Annotated in this window: 15 protein-coding genes and 1 tRNA gene; 10 read left to right on the top strand and 6 right to left on the bottom strand. The window is 64.6% G+C overall.

Annotated features, from left to right (window positions below):
• Positions 1-44: 44 nt before the first annotated feature.
• From ACZBJS_RS11605 to ACZBJS_RS11590, 4 genes are all read left to right on the top strand, one after another.
• On the top strand, positions 45-1,046 hold the full coding sequence (locus ACZBJS_RS11605) for an HpcH/HpaI aldolase/citrate lyase family protein (protein ID WP_229191159.1): 1,002 nt from the start codon (positions 45-47) through the stop codon (positions 1,044-1,046).
• On the top strand, positions 1,036-2,235 hold the full coding sequence (locus ACZBJS_RS11600) for a CaiB/BaiF CoA transferase family protein (RefSeq protein ID WP_229191158.1): 1,200 nt from the start codon (positions 1,036-1,038) through the stop codon (positions 2,233-2,235). The genes ACZBJS_RS11605 and ACZBJS_RS11600 overlap by 11 nt, the downstream gene beginning before the upstream one ends.
• A gap of 39 nt (positions 2,236-2,274) precedes the next feature.
• On the top strand, positions 2,275-3,645 hold the full coding sequence (locus tag ACZBJS_RS11595) for an LLM class flavin-dependent oxidoreductase (RefSeq protein ID WP_316397365.1): 1,371 nt from the start codon (positions 2,275-2,277) through the stop codon (positions 3,643-3,645).
• A 61-nt stretch (positions 3,646-3,706) separates the two neighbouring features.
• Positions 3,707-5,125 carry an MFS transporter gene (locus ACZBJS_RS11590; RefSeq protein ID WP_316397366.1) on the top strand — a complete coding sequence of 473 codons (1,419 nt, stop codon included), beginning with the start codon at positions 3,707-3,709 and terminating at the stop codon, positions 5,123-5,125.
• Positions 5,126-5,218: 93 nt separating this feature from the next.
• Here the strand turns inward: ACZBJS_RS11590 and ACZBJS_RS11585 are convergent, their stop codons facing one another.
• A complete protein-coding gene (locus ACZBJS_RS11585; RefSeq protein WP_063790074.1) occupies positions 5,219-5,560 on the bottom strand; it encodes a hypothetical protein in 342 nt (113 codons plus the stop codon).
• A gap of 342 nt (positions 5,561-5,902) precedes the next feature.
• On the opposite strand from ACZBJS_RS11585, the gene ACZBJS_RS11580 reads away from it, so the two are divergent.
• On the top strand, positions 5,903-6,679 hold the full coding sequence (locus ACZBJS_RS11580; RefSeq protein WP_141341006.1) for a tetratricopeptide repeat protein: 777 nt from the start codon (positions 5,903-5,905) through the stop codon (positions 6,677-6,679).
• A 33-nt stretch (positions 6,680-6,712) separates the two neighbouring features.
• Here ACZBJS_RS11580 and ACZBJS_RS11575 read toward each other — a convergent pair whose 3' ends face one another.
• The 3 genes from ACZBJS_RS11575 to ACZBJS_RS11565 form a co-directional block, all read right to left on the bottom strand.
• Positions 6,713-7,423, bottom strand: coding sequence for a hypothetical protein (locus ACZBJS_RS11575; protein WP_057016449.1), 711 nt, complete (start codon positions 7,421-7,423; stop codon positions 6,713-6,715).
• 77 nt (positions 7,424-7,500) lie between these two features.
• Positions 7,501-8,586 (bottom strand): enolase C-terminal domain-like protein, encoded by a 1,086-nt coding sequence (locus ACZBJS_RS11570; protein ID WP_168855912.1) that lies wholly within the window; start codon positions 8,584-8,586, stop codon positions 7,501-7,503.
• 18 nt (positions 8,587-8,604) lie between these two features.
• Positions 8,605-9,954 carry a multicopper oxidase family protein gene (locus ACZBJS_RS11565; protein WP_463438724.1) on the bottom strand — a complete coding sequence of 450 codons (1,350 nt, stop codon included), beginning with the start codon at positions 9,952-9,954 and terminating at the stop codon, positions 8,605-8,607.
• Positions 9,955-10,090: 136 nt separating this feature from the next.
• Here ACZBJS_RS11565 and ACZBJS_RS11560 point away from each other — a divergent pair.
• The 5 genes from ACZBJS_RS11560 to lon all read left to right on the top strand — a co-directional run bounded on the left by ACZBJS_RS11560 (position 10,091) and on the right by lon (position 17,042).
• Positions 10,091-10,175 (top strand) — tRNA-Leu (locus tag ACZBJS_RS11560).
• A 164-nt stretch (positions 10,176-10,339) separates the two neighbouring features.
• Entirely contained in the window at positions 10,340-11,698 is a 1,359-nt protein-coding gene (tig, locus tag ACZBJS_RS11555; protein ID WP_463438715.1) for a trigger factor, read from the top strand.
• A 240-nt stretch (positions 11,699-11,938) separates the two neighbouring features.
• Positions 11,939-12,574, top strand: coding sequence for an ATP-dependent Clp protease proteolytic subunit (locus ACZBJS_RS11550; protein ID WP_016847729.1), 636 nt, complete (start codon positions 11,939-11,941; stop codon positions 12,572-12,574).
• Positions 12,575-13,016: 442 nt separating this feature from the next.
• Entirely contained in the window at positions 13,017-14,291 is a 1,275-nt protein-coding gene (gene clpX / locus ACZBJS_RS11545; protein ID WP_018271869.1) for an ATP-dependent Clp protease ATP-binding subunit ClpX, read from the top strand.
• Between the two features lie 321 nt (positions 14,292-14,612).
• Positions 14,613-17,042 carry an endopeptidase La gene (gene lon / locus ACZBJS_RS11540; protein WP_028333951.1) on the top strand — a complete coding sequence of 810 codons (2,430 nt, stop codon included), beginning with the start codon at positions 14,613-14,615 and terminating at the stop codon, positions 17,040-17,042.
• 65 nt (positions 17,043-17,107) lie between these two features.
• Here the strand turns inward: lon and ACZBJS_RS11535 are convergent, their stop codons facing one another.
• Together ACZBJS_RS11535 and ACZBJS_RS11530 are read right to left on the bottom strand one after the other, a co-directional pair.
• The gene (locus tag ACZBJS_RS11535) at positions 17,108-17,767 is read right to left on the bottom strand and encodes a glutathione S-transferase family protein (protein WP_316394141.1); all 660 of its coding nucleotides are present in this window, start codon (positions 17,765-17,767) and stop codon (positions 17,108-17,110) included.
• Positions 17,768-17,900: 133 nt separating this feature from the next.
• Positions 17,901-19,112, bottom strand: coding sequence for an MFS transporter (locus tag ACZBJS_RS11530; RefSeq protein ID WP_316394142.1), 1,212 nt, complete (start codon positions 19,110-19,112; stop codon positions 17,901-17,903).
• Position 19,113 lies beyond the last annotated feature (1 nt).

The following is a 19,113-nucleotide window of genomic DNA, read 5'->3' as shown; positions in this document are numbered from 1 at the left end:
CCGCGGGAGACGATCCTGCGGCGCGATGCAGAAAAGATGCTCCAATGTCCTTCACCGTCACCAAGCCGCGCACGCGCCGCGTCCAGCGTTCCGAACTCGCGGTTCCCGCGACCTCGACCCATTTCTTCGAACGCGCAGCGAGTAGCGCGGCCGATTTCATCTTCCTGGATCTGGAGGACGCGGTTGCGCCGCCGCGAAAGCCCGAGGCGCGCGAGATCGCGATCGAGGCGCTGAACCGGATCGACTGGGGCAACAAGACGCTGGCGGTGCGCATCAATGGCCTCGATACCGAATGGGCGCATCGCGACATCATCGAGATCGTCAGCCGCGCGCCGCGCCTCGACCTCGTCATGGTGCCGAAGGTCGGCACCGCGTTCGACGTCCGTTTCGTCGACGCGCTGCTGGCGGGGCTCGAGCGCGAGTTCCCGCGCGCAAGGCCGCTGGGCATCGAGATCCTGATCGAGACCACGCTTGGACTCGCCAATGTCGAGGACATCGTGCAGGCGTCGGAACGGCTGGAAGCGGTCATCTTCGGCATCGGCGATTACTCGATCGACCTGCGTACCTGCGGCGAGATCATCGGCGCCTCCGATCCGCGCTATGCCGTGCTCACCGATGCGGACGAGGGAGGCGCGCGCCGGATGCACTGGAACGACCAGTGGCACTTCGCGCTCGCCCGCATCGCCAATGCCTGCCGCGCCCACGGCCTGCGTGCCATCGACGGCCCCTATGCCAATTTCGGCGATGCCGCAGGCTTTCGCGCCAGTGCGGCGCGGGCGGCCGCGCTCGGCTTCGAGGGCAAATGGGCGATCCATCCCTCGCAGCTCGAAACCGCCAACGAGGTGTTCTCGCCGACCGCACGCGAGATCGGCTGGGCGCGCGAGATCACGGCCAAGATCCAGTCCGCCAGCGCCGGCGGCGACGGTGCCTACGGGCAGGACGGCGTGTTGATCGATCTTGCGGTGCTCAAGCGCGCGCAGGCGATCATCGACCGCCATGACGCAATTCAGGCGGCGGGCAGGCAAGGAGCGCGCGATGTCGCATGAGCCACCGCTGTCCGGAATTCGCGTGCTCGACATCGCGACCTTCGTGGCGGCGCCGTTCTGCGGGACGGTGCTGTCCGATTTCGGCGCCGAGGTGATCAAGATCGAGCAGCCAGGCACAGGGGATCCCTTGCGCCGGTTCGGCACGCCGAGCGAATGCGGCGACACCTATGTCTGGCTCAGCGAGGCCCGCAACAAGAAGTCGGTGACGCTCGATCTGCGCAGCGAGCGGGGCGCGGCGCTGTTTCGCGAGCTGGTCCGCCAATCCGACGTGGTGCTGGAGAACTTCCGGCCGGGCACGCTGGAGAAATGGGGGCTCGGCTTCGAGGCATTGCGCGAGATCAACCCAAAACTCGTGATGCTGCGCATCAGCGCCTATGGGCAGGACGGCCCTTTGCGTGACAAGCCGGGCTTTGCCCGGATCGCGCACGGCTTCAGCGGGCTCGCTTATCTTGCCGGCGAGGCCGGACGGGCGCCGGTGATGCCGGGATCGACCTCGCTCGCCGATTACATTTCCGGGCTATGGGGCGCGCTCGGCGTGCTGCTGGCGCTGCGCCATGCCGAAGCCACCGGACACGGGCAGGTGGTCGATATCGGGCTCTATGAATCGGTGTTTCGGCTGCTCGACGAGATGGCGACTGTGTTCGCCAAGACCGGCTTCGTCCGCGAACGCCTCGGTGCCGATACCGTCAATGTCGTGCCGCACAGCCATTACCAGACCGCCGACGGCAAATGGGTGGCGCTGGCCTGTTCGAGTGACAAGATGTTCGAGCGCCTGGCGCAGGCGATGCGGCGGCCGGATCTCGCGACCGACCCGCGCTATGCGGCCATGGCCGGCCGCCTGGCGCGGCGCGAGGAGGTCAACGGGATGGTCGCCGACTGGATCGGCTCCATGCCGCTGGAGACGGCGCTTGCCGAGTGCGAGCGCTACGACGTGCCCTGCGGGCCGATCTACAGCATCAGTGACATCTTCGCCGACCCGCAATACCGCGCCCGCGGCAACATCGCTGAGGTGCCCTCGCGCGCCGGGCCGATTGCGGTGCCGAGCGCGATCCCAAAAATGTCGCGCACGCCGCCGCAGTTCAAGCATGCCGGCGTCGCGCTCGGCGCGCACACCGACGAAGTCCTGACCTCACTTGCCGGCGCAACCGCGGCGGCGCTCGCCGCGCTGCGCAGCGACGGGGTGATCTGACATGCCCCAATTCTCCCGCGGCCACGAAGGAACCACGCCATGACCAGGCAGATGAAATTGATCGGCTTCCTGCAGGCCCAGAATTGCTCGAACTATCCCGCCTCCTGGCGCCATCCGGACTCGAAGCCGAACTGGTTCTCGCGCGACTATTATCAGGAGATCGGGCGCACGCTGGAGCACGGCAAGTTTCATCTCGCCTTCTTCGACGACCGGCTCGCGATCCCCGATCGCTTCGGCGACGATTTCCGTGAGACCATCCGCCACGGCGTGCGCGCGGCGAAGCTCGATCCCGTCTCGGTTGCGCTCACGATGGGATTGGCGACCGAGCGGCTTGGCATCGGCGTGACCTATTCGACCACCTATTACGAGCCGTTCCACGTCGCGCGGGTGTTCGCGACGATGGACCTGCTGCTGAACGGCCGCGCCGCCTGGAACGTGGTGACCTCGCTGAACGACTCCGAGGCGGCGAATTTCGGTGCCTCGCAGCATCTCAGCCACGATCTGCGCTACGACCGCGCGGACGAGTTCATGGAGGTCGTGCTCGGCCACTGGAACAGCTGGAAGGACGGCGCCGTCAGCTTCGACCGCGAGAGCGGGCTGTTCGCCGACCCGGCCAAGGTGCACCGGCTCGACCATCACGGGCAGTTCTTCCGCTCGCGCGGCCCGTTCACGGTGCCGCGCTCGCCGCAGGGCCATCCGGTGATCATTCAGGCCGGCCAGAGCGGCCGCGGCAAGACCTTCGCGGCGCGCTGGGGCGAATTGATCTTCGTGATCTATCCCAATCTCGACATCGCGAAGAAGCAGTATGCCGACTTGAAGGGGACGCTCGCCAAGACGGGCAGGGACATCAGCATCGCGCCGGCGGTCTATCCTGTCGTCGCCGAGACCCAGGCCGAGGCCGAGGACAAGTTCGCGGCGATCAGCCGGCTCGCCAAGCCGATCGATGCGCTGACGCTGTTGTCGGAGGTGTTGAACTACGATTTCGCGGCCAAGCCGATGGACGAGCCGTTCACGTCGGATGAGCTGGCCTCGATCAGCGGGCTGCAAGCAATCCGCGACCGCGTGATGAATCTCAGCGGCAAGCCCAATCCGACACCGCGGGACTTCGTGCAGTTCAGCGGGCGCGGGACGCTCGCTGAACTACCGACCTTCGTCGGCTCGCCCAAGGCGGTCGCCGATCAGATGGAGCGCTGGTTCTGCGAAGGCGGCTGCGACGGCTTTGTCGTCGCCGCCACCCATGTGCCCGGAACCTACCAGGACTTCGTGCGCCTCGTCGTGCCCGAGCTGCAACGGCGCGGCCTGTTCCAGCGCGAGTATCAGGGCGACACGTTGCGCGAGAACCTCGGCCTGCCGCGGCCGCAAGCCATGCATGCGAGCGCAGACGAGGAGGCGCGCGTCTCGACCGGATAGCGCGGGCACAAAAATCGGCGCGGACAACGATCAAAACAAAATCAAAATCAGGGAGGCTGAAGTGACCAAGGGCGTTAACGCGGGGGGCCGGCTCGACAGATTGCCGATCTCAAGGTTTCACTACCGGATCTTCGCGCTGATCGGAGCCGGGCTGTTCGTCGACGGCTTCGAGATCTTCCTCGCCGGCAGCATTCTCGGCGCACTGGTTCAGTCCGGCTATTCGGACCTCGCGCAGAATGCGCGCTTCATCTCGGCGACCTTTGTAGGGATGCTGATCGGTGCCTGGCTGGCGGGCGTCGCCGGCGACCGCTTCGGCCGCAAGTTCGCCTATCAGGCCAACCTCCTGATCTTCGGCCTCAGCGCGCTGGCGGCAACGCTCGCGCCGTCGATGAGCTGGCTGATCGGGGCCCGCTTCGTGATGGGCCTCGGGCTCGGCGCCGAGATCGTCGTCGGCTATGTCGTGCTCAGCGAATTCATCCCGCCGCAGCAGCGCGGCCGCTGGGGCGCGGCGCTCGCGACCTGCACCAATGGTGCGCTGTTCGTCGCGACGCTGGTCGGCTGGGTCGTCATTCCGCACCTCGGCTGGCGCTGGATGTTTGCGCTGTGCGGCATTGGCGCGATGATCGTCTGGTTCCTGCGGCGCTCGCTGCCGGAATCGCCACGTTGGCTCGAGACGCAGGGCAAGAGCGCCGAGGCGGAGGCGGTGCTGGCGGCGATCGAGCAGGAGGTCGGCAAGGGTAGGACCCTGCCGACCCCGGCCTATCAGCCGGCGCCGGTACAGCCGGACGTTCGCTTTACGCGCCTGTTCTCGCGCGCACTGATCGCGCGGACCACCGTCGGCTGCCTGATCCTGATCGGGCTCAACACCGCGGTCTACGGCTTCATCGCCTGGATCCCGACCTTCTTCGTCAAGCAGGGCATCAACCTGTCGTCATCGCTCGGCTACACCATGCTGATGACGCTCGGCAGCCCGCTCGGCACGCTGTCGGGCATGTGGATCGGCGAGAAGATCGACCGCAAGCCGTCGCTGATCGTGCTGTCGCTCGCCGCGGCCGGGCTCGGGCTGATCTATCCGATGTTCATCAACCCGGTCGCCTTCGTCGTGATCGGCTTCCTGCTCGTGTTCACGGTGGCGGTGATGCTGGCGCTGGCCTGGGGGCTTTACATCCCCGAACTGTTCCCGACCGAGCTCAGGATGCGCGGATCCGGCATCTGCAACACCGCCGGTCGCCTGATGTCGATCGTGACGCCGTTCATCGTGGTCGAGCTGTTCATCAGGTTCGGCGTCACCGGCGTCGTCTCTGTGGTGGCCGGGCTCCTGGTGGTGCAGGCGATCGCGGTTGCGGTGCTCGGCATCGAGACCCGCAAGCGTCCGCTGGAGGCATTGCGGCCGGAGGCGATGGACAGCGAAGCGTCATCGGCGCAGGCGCGCGGCAAGCTGCAACCGAGCCCCGGCGGGATTGCCGGAGGCGGGGAGTAGGCGTCGGGCCAAAGGCCCCGGTCGAAAACGGCCGCGTTACAGCGCCCGCACTGTGCTCAGATGCGGGCGCTCGACGCTGACCTCAGGTCGATTTCATTCCGCTGCTGAAATCAGCGCGGTTTGGCTCACCCGCGTCTCGCCCTTGAGATTGTCGACGGTGACGTGTGTGTCGTACCAGGTCAGCCGCGGCCGGACTCCGAACCGTCCGGTGAGCTCGACGATCTTGGCCTCGGTAAACCATGCCTCGGCCGCCTCTCGGCTCTCCCAGAGATAGACGCCGCCGGTACCGGCCTCTCCATTGAGATAGTCTTTGCGGATCAGCCCCTTTGTTGCGAGCTTTCGGTAAATGGGGGCGGTGCCCATGCCACCCCTGATGGCCTGTTCTTCAGTTCGTTTCGGAAGGTCGAATTGAACGACGACGATACACTGTGCCATCCCTGTTCTCCGATCTGAGCCACATGGTGCCAGATTCGCTCGGCGGCACGCCGATCAACTCCGACACTACAGGATTTATCCGACGCTTGTCCCGAATTGACGGGTTCCGTTTCGCGATTTCGATGCGAATTGATGTGATCGCCATGGGCTCGACGACATCAGGCCGTTGGGTAGGCCAGAAGGTGGGCGGGGCGCTGCTGTTGACCTCATGTCGCGTTTTAACGAGACTGTTGCTGGACGCCCCGCGATGGCGGGGCTAGGGCCCTCTCTCGGATCCTCCAGAAACCTCTCGTGAGTGGCAGGCAGAACAATTTCCTCGCTCAGGCGCTGCAACAAGGCGCCTTGGCGTTGCGGGCGCAGCAGTTTGCTCAGGCCGAGCAGATTGCGACGAACCTCCTGAAATCAAACCGCACGGACAGACACGCCGCGCTTCTTCTGGCGCATGCCCTGATGGGGCAGAACCGGGGCGGCGAGGCGATCGCAACGCTCGAGCGGGTTGCGCGTCGCACCGACGATGGAGAGGTCGAGACTTTGCTCGGCGCGCTGATGTGCGGCGCGGGCCGCGTCGCCGACGGCATCGCACAGCTTCGGCGCACGGCGGCACGCCGCCCGCCATATTTTCCGTCCTTTCAGGAACTCGCCGGGCAGCTTGCCAAGGCCGGTCAACACGACGAAGCGATCAGCACGATCGAGGCCGGTCTCGCGCTGGCCCCTGAGAGCGCCGACCTGAAGCTCGCTCTCGGGCGCCTGTTGCAGGAGACCAATGACGTCGCGCGGGCTGCAAGCGTCCTGACGGCGGCACGTGATGCTGCGCCGGGACGCCCCGACATTCTCAACCAGCTCGGGCGGGTCCTGATCCTCCGTGGCGACTACGCCGCAGCCGCGGATGCGTTCCGCCGCGTGCTCGCGCAATACCCGGATGATCGCTCAACCCGCGCCCACCTCGCCACCTGCCTTTTCGAGCAGGGGGAGCGCGATGCTGCCGAGGCAGCGCTGCGCTCGGTGATGCGCGGTCAGCCCCAGCTGTTTGGACGCGCGGCATTCGTCATGGCCTCGGGATCTCATGGCCGCTTCTTCTTCTCCCAGAGCGCCGCTGCGAAGTTCCTCGGCGGGGACTGAGATTGCGCGCGGCGGACGGCATTCCGCCATGCCTTACGCCCTGAAGTTTCTCCGGTAGAGGTTCGGCTGCCGTCTGAGCTCGGTGCGGAGTTCGCCGACCCGCTTGGCGTCTTCCGCGGTGAACGGCGATGCCTGCGCGGTCCAGTCGTCTCGCTTGACGGGAATACATTGCGCGATCGGAGTCCCCTTGGGGAGGACGCCTCTGAAATTCCTGTCGTGCCAGTACGCCGGAAAGTGCACCCAATTGTCGGCATAGAGGTCGGAATTGACCAGGCCGCTGAGTGTGGTGAATGGCAGATCGAAGCGGTTGACGGGATGGGTGAAGTAGATCGCGTAGCCTTCCGGGGCTTCGACGGTCCACAAATTGTGGAATTTGAGAAAGAAGCGGCCCTCTTCAAACAGCGGAGTGCCGGTGACCTGACCCGGGTCGTGGAAGCCGATCGGTGAGCGTGGGAATTCCGGCGTGCCTCCCGGCGGCAGGTCCTGGTCCCAGGTGATTTCGCCGTCCTCGACCTTGAGATCGCAAACCAGCGGCAGCAAGAACCCGCAGGTCATCGCATCCACGAACGGCGGGCAGCGCTTGATGGTATCCTCGTCGTGCAGGTTGATCGAGGAGAAGGCCGTCGCCGGCATCGCCCTGAGCCAGTCGGGAACGCCCTGCGCCGCCGGTATCGGGGCCGGTATCAGTCCGTCAAGCTCCGTCGGGCAACGGAATTTGAGCGTCAGCTTGCTATTGGTCGACATTGGGCGCTCCGATTTCGGATCGACCTACATGAATGCGTCGCAAAGGTGAAGCGTGCGCTCACCGGCCAGGATCGCCGCTAGCTGACGAGATACTTCGCGACCGCCGGCTCGTTCCATTCGATGCCGAGCCCGGGACCCTTGGCGGTCACCGCGCCGTCGACGATTTCGGCGGGCCTTGTGAGGATCGCGCCGGCGAAGTCGAGGAACTCGAGCCAGTGCGCGGTCGGCGTCACCGCGAGCAGATGCGCGCTGACTTCCGCGAACAGATGGCTCGACATCGGGATCGAGGCGGCGTCGGCTTGTCCCGCGACTTGCATCCAGCCGGTGACGCCGCCGACCTTCATCACGTCGGGCATGATGAAGTCGGATGCGCCGGCCGCGATCGCTTCGGCAAAGCCGCGCGGAAACCACCAGTTCTCGCCGGCCTGGATCGGCGTCGGCGAGGTCTCGCGGACTTTTGCGTGGCCGGACAGGCTCTCCTGCGGCACCGGCTCCTCGATCCAGTGCAAATCGTAGGGCGCAAGGCGGGCGATGCGGCGGGTCGCCTCCGCCGGATCGAGCGACTGGTTGAAGTCGATCATCAACGCGATGTCGGGGCCGAGCAGGGCGCGCACGCCCTTCACGACGCGCTCGTCATTGGCGGCATCACCGTCGCCGCCTTTGATTTTTATACCGCGAAAACCCTGGTCGAGCGAGCAGCGCAGCGCGCGCTCATCGGCAACGGGATCGACCACGCCGTAGCTGTCATAGGCCTTGATCGGCTTCGCCGAGCCGCCAAGCAGTTCGACCAGCGGCCGGCCGGCGAGCTGGCCGAGCACATCCCAGTACGCCATGTCGAGTCCGGATACCGCCATGCCGACCAGGCCCTGCCAGCCGAGCAGCCGAAACTTGGCGTCCATTGCCTTGATCAGGTCGAACGGCGCGACCGGCTTGCCGATGAGCTCGCGGCCGATCTCCTCGATCAGATAGGCAAGAGGTTTAAGCGTGAGCTTGCTGTAGGCGAAGATGTAGGTGCGGCCGGTAACGCCTTGGTCAGTCTCGACATCGATCAGAACCAGCGGGCCGGAATCGATCACGCCGAAGGCGTTCTTCACAGGGCGCTTGAGCGGCACCACGACGCTTCGCGCCTTGACTGCGCGGATCGCTGCAACTGTCTGGCTCATGGACGTTTCCTCTTCTTGTTATTGGACACTGTACCATCGGACGAGCCGCGGCGCGGCCCAGTCGGTCGCGACCTGCTCGATCAGATAGCGGCCCGGATATTCGGCGAGGAAGGCGATGCGCTGGGTCTGGCCTGGCTCGATCGCGAGCGTGTCGAGCCAGAACGGCTTCCAGCCGTCGTCGAGCCGGTCGAGCAGACGGAAGTGATGGCCGTGCAGATGAAAGACGCTGGCGATCGGGCCGCGGTTGGTCAGCGCCAGCACCACCGGCCGGCCGGCTTTGGCCTGAAAGGCCGGCGCGGCCGATGGCTTGAAGTCCGCCGTGCGGAACCATTCGGTCGGCGTGCCGAGGGTTAGCTCGAACCTTGCGGCGCTCTTGAGATCGAGCTGGGCGGGCATGTCGTTGCCGGGCAGCGGCGGAGCCGGCGGGAACGGCGCCGGCCGCAGCGGCGGGTCGTTCGAGATGGCCAGCTTGCCGACCGGGCGGGCCTGCGTGCCGTCGTGCAGCAGGATCGGAAAGCTGGTTCCGGCCGGTCCGGCCGCGTCGACGAACACATCGGTGCGGCCGCCGGGAGCCAGTACCAGCGCACCGTTGCGGGCCGGAAACGGTTCGGCCGGCTGGCCGTCGATGGCCATCACACGGACATCGAGGTTCTCCAGCTTGATCGCCAGCACGCTGCGTTGGCTGCCATTGATGAAGCGGAGTCTGAGGCGGGCATTGGCCGGTGCCGAGATGTCGTATGAGGTTTTGCCGTTAATCGTATGAATTTGCGTCGAATCTTTTGGATCATTGCCGGCCGGGATTGCGCTTCCGTCCGGTCGCAGGCGCCACTCCTCGATCAGCAAGACCTCGTCGCGATCGACCGCAACCGGCGAGGTGCCGGTCACGATCAGCGGCCGCGGCCGTGCCGGCGCCGTGCTGCCATCGCCGATCAGCGGCTCGCACAGGAAGGTGCCGGCATGCCGAAGCGGCAGCTGGAAGCTATCCTTTGCCCCGGCGGCAAGCCGCGCCCGGGAGGCCAGTGGCTCCGCCGCCGCGACGCCGTCGAGCCCGCGGCAATCCAGCGCGGCCGCGACCGGCAGTTCATTGCCAAAGGTCACGTCGAGGACCTCGCCGCGCTTGAAGCGGAGGTCGCCGCTGCCGAGCGACCAGACCGGTATCTCCGGTCCGCCAGGACCCGGTCCGTCCGGACGAAGCGAGATGCGGTCAGGTTTGGCCTGGAGCGCGACCGCGATCCGGCCCTGCGCCGCGACGGTGGCCGGCAGAGCGGGGCAAAACGCCGCGGCGCCGAGGGCGGCGATCAGATCGCGCCGGGTGAGGGAAAATTCGGGACTTGCGGGAGGACTTGCCATCCTGCCGATGCGGACCATTTTCAAGAGTACCTGTCCAGTCGCGATCGGTCGCAGGGCGGGCTCAACAGCGGCCATTTTTTTACTGCGAACCGGTGGGCGCATGTTATAAGCCCGGCCGCCCGCGGCATCGCGGCCGGACTGGGATGCTTTTCGCGCGGGCGTGGCGGAACTGGTAGACGCGCTGGATTTAGGTTCCAGTGACGAAAGTTGTGGGGGTTCGAGTCCCTCCGCCCGCACCAAGCGCTTACAGCGTTTGCATGACGAATTCTTGGAGAACCTTTGGCCCCGATGGGGTGAGGGTTCGCCGAACCCACAGACGTTAGGCCGCAAGGCCCATCGTCGAACAGATTGAACACTGCCACGGCCGCTCGGGCCGCGGCAAAAGCGGAAGAAGATTGATACCATGCAGGTCACCGAGACCCTCAACGAGGGATTGAAGCACGAATTCAAGATCAGCGTCCCGGCATCCGATCTCGATGCCAAGGCGGACGCCAAGCTGGTCGACCTCAAGGACAAGGTCCGTCTCAACGGCTTCCGTCCCGGCAAGGTGCCGGTGGCGCATCTCAAGAAGATCTACGGCCGCTCGGTGATGGCCGAGACCATCGACCAGACCATCAGCGACACCAACCGGCAGATCTTCGAGGATCGCGGCTTCCGTCTCGCCGGCGAGCCGAAGATCACGATGCCGACCGAGAAGGACCAGGTCGAGGAATTGCTGTCGGGCAAGACCGACCTGACCTACACCGTCGCGATCGAGGTCGTGCCGCCGATCCAGCTCGCCGATTTCAAGTCGTTCTCGGTCGAGAAGCCGGTGGTCGACGTCTCCGACGCCGATGTCGACGATGCCATCAAGCGGATCGCGGAAGGCAGCCGCCCGTACAATGCCAAGACCGAGGGCGGGGCGGAGAAGGGCGACCGCGTCACCATCAGCTTCAAGGGCACCATCAACGGTGAAGCCTTCGAGGGCGGCACCGGCGAGGGCATCCAGGTCGTGATCGGCGCCGGCCAGTTCATCCCGGGCTTCGAGGAGCAGCTCATCGGCATCGGCACCAATGAGACTCGCACGCTGAAGGTCTCGTTCCCGAAGAACTATCTGAACGAGAAGCTCGCCGGCCAGCCGGCCGAGTTCGAGACCACCGCGACGCTGATCGAGGCGCCCGGTGAGACCACGATCGACGACGAGTTCGCCAAGACGCTTGGTCTGGAGTCGCTCGACAAGCTGAAGGAAGCCGCCCGCGAGCGTCTGACGGCCGAGTTCGCCGGCGCCACCCGCCAGAAGGTCAAGCGCGCGCTGCTCGACCGGCTCGACGAGAGCCACAAATTCGAGGCGCCGCCGTCGCTTGTCACCGAAGAGTTCAATCTGATGTGGAACTCGATCAAGGCCGAGATGGACTCGTCCGGCAAGACCTTCGCCGACGAGAACACCACCGAGGAAGCGGCAAAGGAGGAGTACCACAAGATCGCCGACCGCCGCGTCCGCCTCGGCCTCGTGCTGTCGGAGATCGGCGAGAAGAACAAGATTACCGTGACCGACGACGAGGTGTCGCGCGCCGTGATCGAGCGCGCGCGCCAGATGCCCGGCCGCGAGAAGGAAGTTTGGGACTACTACCGCAGCAACGCCCAGGCGTTGGCCCAGCTCCGCGCCCCGATTTACGAGGACAAGGTTGTCGACTTCGTCCTGGAGCTCGCCAATGTGACCGAGAAGAAGGTCACCAAGGAGGAGCTGTTCAAGGATGAAGACGCCGAGAAAACTGCCGCTTAATTTCGGCACCTCGCGTTAATGATGAACCGCGAAAGCGCGCCTCGCGACGGGTCCCGTCGCTAGGCGCGAAGACGCGAATCAGCTTGAAGGTCTGCGACCTGCCCAGGTGGCTAGTGCGGCGAGTTGACGGCCTTGTCGGCCGGAAATTGGCCCATATCTGGGTTAAGCCTTGAGGCAGTAGTCTTGAGCCAAGTAGTCTTGAGCAAAGTTCTGCATCACCCCTAACCCTTGGGTTCTTTCATGCGCGATCCCGTTGAAACCTACATGAACCTCGTGCCGATGGTCGTCGAGCAGACCAATCGCGGCGAACGCGCCTACGACATTTTCTCGCGCCTGCTGAAAGAGCGCATCATCTTCGTCACCGGTCCGGTGGAAGACGGCATGTCGACGCTGATCGTCGCGCAGTTGCTGTTCCTCGAGGCCGAGAATCCGAAGAAGGAAATCTCGATGTACATCAACTCGCCGGGTGGCGTGGTGACGTCGGGTCTTGCGATCTACGACACGATGCAGTTCATCCGTCCGCCGGTATCGACGCTGTGCACCGGGCAGGCGGCCTCGATGGGCTCGCTGCTGCTGGCTGCGGGCGAGAAGGACATGCGCTTCACGCTGCCGAATTCCCGCATCATGGTGCACCAACCCTCCGGCGGCTTCCAGGGTCAGGCCACCGACATCATGCTGCACGCGCAGGAGATCCTGAATCTCAAGAAGCGCCTCAACGAAATCTACGTGAAGCATACCGGTCAGACCTACAAGGCGATCGAGGACGCGCTGGAGCGCGACAAGTTCCTCACCGCCGAGGACGCCAAGGCGTTCGGCCTCGTCGACAAGGTCATCGACAAGCGTCCGGACGATCCGGCCGCCGCGAAGGCGGCCTGATCTGGGCAGGCATCTCGAGGCGTCGGTGTGATCTCCACATTGACGCCTCACATAACCGGCAAAAGCAGGGTGCTGGACCCGCCGGCGGGTGCATGCGCACAGCGGAAAGTTCCGCTTTCGTGCTCATATACCGACGTGGTAATCCCGCAACGTTCCGTGGATTTCGACGCGTATTCCACGTGCGATCGTTGAAAATCACGGTATTGTCACGGTCTTGAGCCGGCCATCCGATTAGCGAATTCTTGATAGTCGGGTGCCAGCATGGTTGGCTGTGATGCATCGGCTATGATCGCGGAGATTCGAATAAACCGTGATCCACACGGTCAGTATTGCGTAAGGGTCTTTTTTGGTACGGAATTTGCTCTATCTACCCAACAGCCCGGTTGTGTGCCGGATTGGGTCGATCTGGCAAACAAGATCGAACGGCGGACGGAGATAATGAATGAGTAAGGTCGGCACGAGCGACGCCAAGAACACGCTATATTGCTCGTTCTGCGGCAAGAGCCAGCATGAAGTTCGCAAGCTGATTGCCGGACCGACTGTCTTCATTTGCGACGAGTGTGTCGAACTGTGCATGGACATCATTCGCGAGGAGAACAAGTCCTCGCTGGTGAAGTCGCGCGACGGCATCCCGACGCCGAAGGAAATCTGCAAGGTCCTGGACGACTACGTGATCGGCCAGAGCCATGCCAAGAAGGTGCTGTCGGTCGCCGTCCACAACCACTACAAGCGGCTCAACCATCAGACCAAGCACAACGACGTCGAACTGGCGAAGTCGAACATTTTGCTGATCGGTCCGACCGGTTCGGGCAAGACGCTGCTCGCGCAGACGCTGGCCCGCATCCTCGACGTGCCCTTCACCATGGCTGACGCGACGACGCTGACTGAAGCCGGCTATGTCGGCGAGGACGTCGAGAACATCATCCTGAAGCTGCTGCAGGCCGCCGACTACAACGTCGAGCGTGCGCAGCGCGGCATCGTCTATATCGACGAAATCGACAAGATCAGCCGCAAATCGGACAACCCCTCGATCACCCGCGATGTGTCGGGCGAGGGCGTCCAGCAGGCGCTGCTGAAGATCATGGAAGGCACTGTGGCCTCGGTCCCGCCGCAGGGCGGCCGCAAGCATCCGCAGCAGGAGTTCCTGCAGGTAGATACCACCAATATCCTGTTCATCTGCGGCGGTGCGTTCTCGGGCCTCGAGAAGATCATCTCCGCGCGCGGCCGCTCGACCTCGATCGGCTTCGCGGCGCAGGTGCTCGCGCCGGAGGACCGCCGCACCGGCGAGATCTTCCGTCACGTCGAGCCGGAAGATCTGCTGAAGTATGGCCTGATCCCGGAATTCGTCGGCCGTCTGCCCGTCGTTGCGACGCTGGAGGACCTCGACGAGACCTCGCTGAAGAAGATCCTGACCGATCCGAAGAACGCGCTGGTGAAGCAGTACCAGCGGCTGTTCGAGATGGAGAACATCGAGCTGACCTTCGCCGACGAGGCGCTTGGCGCGGTCGCCCGCAAGGCGATCGAGCGCAAGACCGGCGCGCGCGGCCTGCGGTCGATCCTGGAGAGCATCCTGCTCGAAACCATGTTCGATCTCCCGGGCCTGGAAGGCGTCGAGGAAGTCGTGATCTCGCGCGAGGTCGTCGAGGGAACGGCGCGTCCACTCTACATCTACGCGGATCGTTCCGACCGCGCCGTCGAGAGCAGCGCGAGCGCCTAAACGGCGCTCGTCTCGACCCGCCAAAAATGCACGGCTGCCGGACGCTCCGGCGGCCGCCGTGGCGCAGCAGCGGCGCCCTTACGGCGTAGCAGCAAATGCTTGTTTAGCCTATATTTCCCGACACTTCTGAGACTTGACACCCCCCGCCTGATAGCCACCTAATGCTATCGGTGAGGGATCTCATCCGTTGAGATTCGTCGCTTCACGATGCGGAATAAGCGGCTGCCGACGGCATTCTCATTCCGCATCACCAAGGCACCTTGTGGCGGTTGCGCAAGCAGGCGGACTGCGTGCAAGGGGGCACAACAAAAGGATTAGGCCATGACGACCTCAAAACCCCGGCCAACGATCGTCCACGGCGAAAGCCACTCCTATCCGGTGCTGCCGCTCCGCGACATCGTCGTCTTCCCGCACATGATCGTGCCGCTCTTCGTCGGCCGCGAGAAATCGATCCGCGCGCTCGAAGAGGTGATGAAGAACGACGCGCTGATCATGCTCGCGACGCAGAAGAACGCGTCCGATGACGATCCGGCACCCGATTCAATTTACGAGACCGGTACGCTCGCCAGCGTCCTGCAGCTCCTGAAACTGCCCGACGGCACCGTCAAGGTGCTGGTCGAGGGCCTCGAGCGCGCGCGCGTCGAGAAGTATTCCGACCGCAGCGAATATTATGAGGCGACCGCGGTCGCGCTCGCCGACACTGACGCCAACTCGGTCGAAGCCGAGGCCCTGGCGCGGTCGGTCGTGTCCGACTTCGAAAGCTATGTGAAGCTGAACAAGAAGATCTCCGCCGAAGTCGTCGGCGTGGTTCAGGCGATCACCGATTTCGCCAAGCTCGGCGATACCGTTGCCTCGCATCTCGCGGTCAAGATTGCCGATCGGCAAGCGATCCTGGAGACGTTGTCCGTCACGCAGCGCCTGGAGAAGGTGCTGGGCCTGATGGAGAGCGAGATCTCGGTGTTGCAGGTCGAGAAGCGCATCCGCTCGCGCGTCAAGCGCCAGATGGAGAAGACCCAGCGCGAGTATTACCTGAACGAGCAGATGAAGGCGATCCAGAAGGAGCTCGGCGACGACGAAGGTCGCGACGAGCTGGCCGATCTGGAGGAGAAGATCTCCAAGACCAAGCTGTCCAAGGAAGCGCGCGAGAAGGCCCAGCACGAGCTGAAGAAGCTGCGCCAGATGTCGCCGATGTCCGCGGAAGCGACCGTCGTGCGCAACTATCTGGACTGGCTGCTGTCGATCCCGTGGGGCAAGAAGTCCAAGGTCAAGAAGGACCTCGAGGCCGCGCAGGCGGTGCTGGACTCCGATCACTACGGACTCGAGAAGGTCAAGGACCGTATCGTCGAGTATCTCGCGGTGCAGTCGCGCGCCAACAAGCTGACCGGACCGATCCTGTGCCTGGTCGGGCCTCCCGGCGTCGGCAAGACCTCGCTCGGCAAGTCGATCGCGAAGGCCACGGGGCGCGAATTCGTGCGCGTGTCGCTCGGCGGCGTGCGTGACGAGGCCGAGATCCGCGGTCACCGCCGCACCTATATCGGCTCGATGCCCGGCAAGATCATCCAGTCGATGCGCAAGGCGAAGACCTCGAACCCGCTGTTCCTGCTGGACGAGATCGACAAGATGGGCGCCGATTTCCGCGGCGATCCGTCGTCGGCGCTGCTTGAGGTCTTGGACCCCGAGCAGAACTCGACCTTCAACGACCACTACCTGGAGGTCGACTACGACCTGTCCAACGTGATGTTCATCACGACCGCGAATACGCTGAATATTCCGGGCCCGCTGATGGACCGCATGGAGATCATCCGGATCGCCGGCTACACGGAGAACGAGAAGGTCGAGATCGCGCGCAAGCATCTGATCCCGAGCGCGCTCTCCAAGCACGGTCTGGACTCCAAGGAATGGTCGATCGACGACGCGGCCTTGCTCTTGATGATCCGCCGCTACACCCGCGAAGCGGGCGTGCGTAACCTGGAGCGTGAGCTCTCCACACTCGCCCGCAAGGCGGTGAAGGAGCTGATGATCTCCAAGAAGAAGTCGGTGAAGGTCACCGAGGCGAACATCGAAGAGTTCCTCGGCGTTCCGAAGTATCGCTTCGGCGAGATCGACGACGAGGATCAGGTCGGTATCGTCACCGGTCTGGCCTGGACCGATGTCGGCGGCGAGTTGCTCACCATTGAAGGCGTCATGATGCCCGGCAAGGGCAAGATGACCGTCACGGGCAATCTGCGCGATGTGATGAAGGAGTCGATCTCGGCGGCGGCGTCCTACGTCCGCTCGCGTGCGATCGTCTACGGCATCGAACCGCCGATGTTCGACCGCCGCGACATCCACGTTCACGTGCCGGAGGGCGCGACGCCGAAGGACGGTCCGTCTGCCGGCGTTGCGATGGCCACCGCGATCATCTCGGTCATGACCGGCATTCCGGTCCGCCACGATGTCGCGATGACCGGCGAGATCACGCTGCGTGGTCGCGTGCTGCCGATCGGCGGTCTGAAGGAGAAGCTCCTGGCCGCCGCCCGCGGCGGCATCAAGACGGTGCTGATCCCGGAGGACAACGCCAAGGATCTCACGGAGATTTCCGATGCGATCAAGGGCGGCATGGACATTATTCCGGTCTCGCGGCTGGATGAGGTCGTCGCCAAGGCGCTGGTCCGCGTGCCCGCGCCGATCGTCTGGGAAGAGGAGACCAGCAAGGTCGACGTCAAGCCCGATGCTTCCGATGAAGCGTCCGGCGGCCTGACGGCGCACTGAGCGAGCTCAGATCGACATAAGAAAACGGCGCCTTCGGGCGCCGTTTTTGTTTTCGCTGTTCGCGATCAGGTCGGGAAGGCTGCGGCTCTGTCCGCGGCGGCAAAGTGCGCCATCTGATCGGCATGCGCTTTTGCGAAAGCCGGCCGGGCCGTGGCGCGCGCAACGTAGTCGCGACACGCGGGATATTCCGCCAGTCCGTCGAAGCGGTCGACCAGGCGCAGCACATCCGCCATGAGAATGTCGGCGACGGAGAATGCCCCGGCCAGCCATTTGCGGCCCGCGAGCACCGGCTCCATGTGCCTGAGCCGGGATTGCAGGAAGCCGTCGAAGCGTGTCCATGCCGACGTGCCGCCGCTCTCGCCCGAGAATACCAGGAGCGACCAGGGCAGGCTCGCCATCTCGACCGAGTTGAGCGCTGCGAACAGCCATTTCAAAGAATCGTTGCGTTGGTGCGGATCGGTCGGCAGCAGCGCGTCGCTGCGCTCGCCGAGATGCAGCAGGATCGCGCCGCTCTCGAAGATCGAGATGTCGCCGTCGGTCAGCCACGGCACCTGGCCGAACGGCTGGTGCGCGAAGTGCTCGGCGCTCCGATCGCGAAATGGCACGCTCACGACGCGATACGGCAAGCGCGCCACTTCCAGTGCCCAGCGCACCCGGAGGTCGCGCACAAATCCCCGCGGCATCTCCGGAACCCAATCGAAGGTGGTCAGGGTCAGGTCGGCCATTGGGTATCTCCATTTACTGGCTTCACAGGCAAAAGGACGAACGAATGGCGCGCGTTCCGACACCCCGACGGGCTTTTTCGTCGTTGCGGTACGGAACGATCGAGTTGCCGACGTGGGTACGCCGGCGCCGGAACTAGTCTTTCCTCTCGACGACGAAATTGCCGATCGCGCCGAGTGCCATCAGCACGCTGGTGCCGAGGAACACTGCGGGCATGCCGATATGGCCGCCGATGAAGCCGCCGCCGAGCGGGCCGATAACCTGGCCGGCATATTGCGCCGAGATCGAATAGCCGAGCATGCTGCCGGTGACCGCATCGGGCACGTTGTGCCGGATCACGCTCGCGATGCAGGGCAGGAGGCCGCCGAGCGCGAGCCCCATCAGGAAGCGCAGCAGGATCAACTGCCAGCCGCTGACCACGAAGGCCTGCGGGATCAACAGCAGCGCGGAGACAGCAAGGCAGATGGTGATGATCCGCCAGTGGCCGACCCGATCGGCCAGCTTGCCGAGATGCGAGGACGACAAGAGGCTGCCGAACGCCGCCGCCGACATCACGAGGCCCGCGACGAACGTCACCTGCGGTGCTTCGACCAATTGCGCGACATAGACCGTGATGATCGGCTCGATCGACATGTTGGCGGCCATCAGCAGCAGGCCGGTTCCCCACATCGCGACGACGGGGCGCTTGTCCGGGACCAGCGACCAGCCGCCACGCGCCTTGCCGCCTTTCGCGGTCTTCGGGCGTGCTTCCTCGCGGATCAAAAAGGTCGTGCCGAGGAAGGTGAAGAAGATGACGCCGCCGATCAGGAAGAATGTCGCGCGGATGCCGATCAGGCCCGGCAGCACGCCGCCGATCAAGGGACCGACCAGGCTGCCGGCCATGATGCCGGCCGACAGCACGCCGATCGCCCAGCCGGACCGCGCTTTCGGCGTCTGCGCCGCGACCAGCACGGTCGAACCCGACGCGTAGCCGCCGAGCAGGCCGGTCAGCAGCCGCAGGCCGACCAGCTCATAGACGTTGTGCGCCATGCCGATCAGCGACATCGCGATCGCCATGCCGAGGCTGGCGCGGATCAGCATCAGCTTGCGGCCGTAGCGATCGGCGAGCCGTCCCCACAGCGGCGCCGTCAGCGCCGCGCTGAAGAAGGTTGCGCCATAGGCGACGCCCGACCATTGCACGATCGCGGCATGATCGGTCACTCCGAGCTGCTCGACATAGAGCGGCAGGAACGGCAGCAGCAGTGTCATCCCCACGATTGTCGTGAAGGAGCCGAACACGCAGACGATCAAATTGCGTTTCCAGGGGCCCGCGTCGAGCAGGGCTTCGCGATCGACTTCGATGTTCATG

This window comes from Bradyrhizobium sp. KZN70725, assembly GCF_055264925.1.
Note: the sequence above shows the minus strand (reverse complement) of the source record. Positions and strands in the feature narration are given on the sequence as shown.

Bases quoted from the DNA above. Each gene is read 5' to 3' on its own strand.
- ACZBJS_RS11605 (WP_229191159.1), top strand. From the start codon at position 45: ATGTCCTTCACCGTCACCAAGCCGCGCACGCGCCGCGTCCAGCGTTCC.
- ACZBJS_RS11600 (WP_229191158.1), top strand. From the start codon at position 1,036: ATGTCGCATGAGCCACCGCTGTCCGGAATTCGCGTGCTCGACATCGCG.
- ACZBJS_RS11595 (WP_316397365.1), top strand. From the start codon at position 2,275: ATGACCAGGCAGATGAAATTGATCGGCTTCCTGCAGGCCCAGAATTGC.
- ACZBJS_RS11585 (WP_063790074.1), bottom strand. From the start codon at position 5,560: ATGGCACAGTGTATCGTCGTCGTTCAATTCGACCTTCCGAAACGAACT.
- ACZBJS_RS11575 (WP_057016449.1), bottom strand. From the start codon at position 7,423: ATGTCGACCAATAGCAAGCTGACGCTCAAATTCCGTTGCCCGACGGAG.
- ACZBJS_RS11570 (WP_168855912.1), bottom strand. From the start codon at position 8,586: ATGAGCCAGACAGTTGCAGCGATCCGCGCAGTCAAGGCGCGAAGCGTC.
- ACZBJS_RS11565 (WP_463438724.1), bottom strand. From the start codon at position 9,954: ATGGTCCGCATCGGCAGGATGGCAAGTCCTCCCGCAAGTCCCGAATTT.
- tig (WP_463438715.1), top strand. From the start codon at position 10,340: ATGCAGGTCACCGAGACCCTCAACGAGGGATTGAAGCACGAATTCAAG.
- ACZBJS_RS11550 (WP_016847729.1), top strand. From the start codon at position 11,939: ATGCGCGATCCCGTTGAAACCTACATGAACCTCGTGCCGATGGTCGTC.
- clpX (WP_018271869.1), top strand. From the start codon at position 13,017: ATGAGTAAGGTCGGCACGAGCGACGCCAAGAACACGCTATATTGCTCG.
- lon (WP_028333951.1), top strand. From the start codon at position 14,613: ATGACGACCTCAAAACCCCGGCCAACGATCGTCCACGGCGAAAGCCAC.
- ACZBJS_RS11535 (WP_316394141.1), bottom strand. From the start codon at position 17,767: ATGGCCGACCTGACCCTGACCACCTTCGATTGGGTTCCGGAGATGCCG.
- ACZBJS_RS11530 (WP_316394142.1), bottom strand. From the start codon at position 19,112: ATGAACATCGAAGTCGATCGCGAAGCCCTGCTCGACGCGGGCCCCTGG.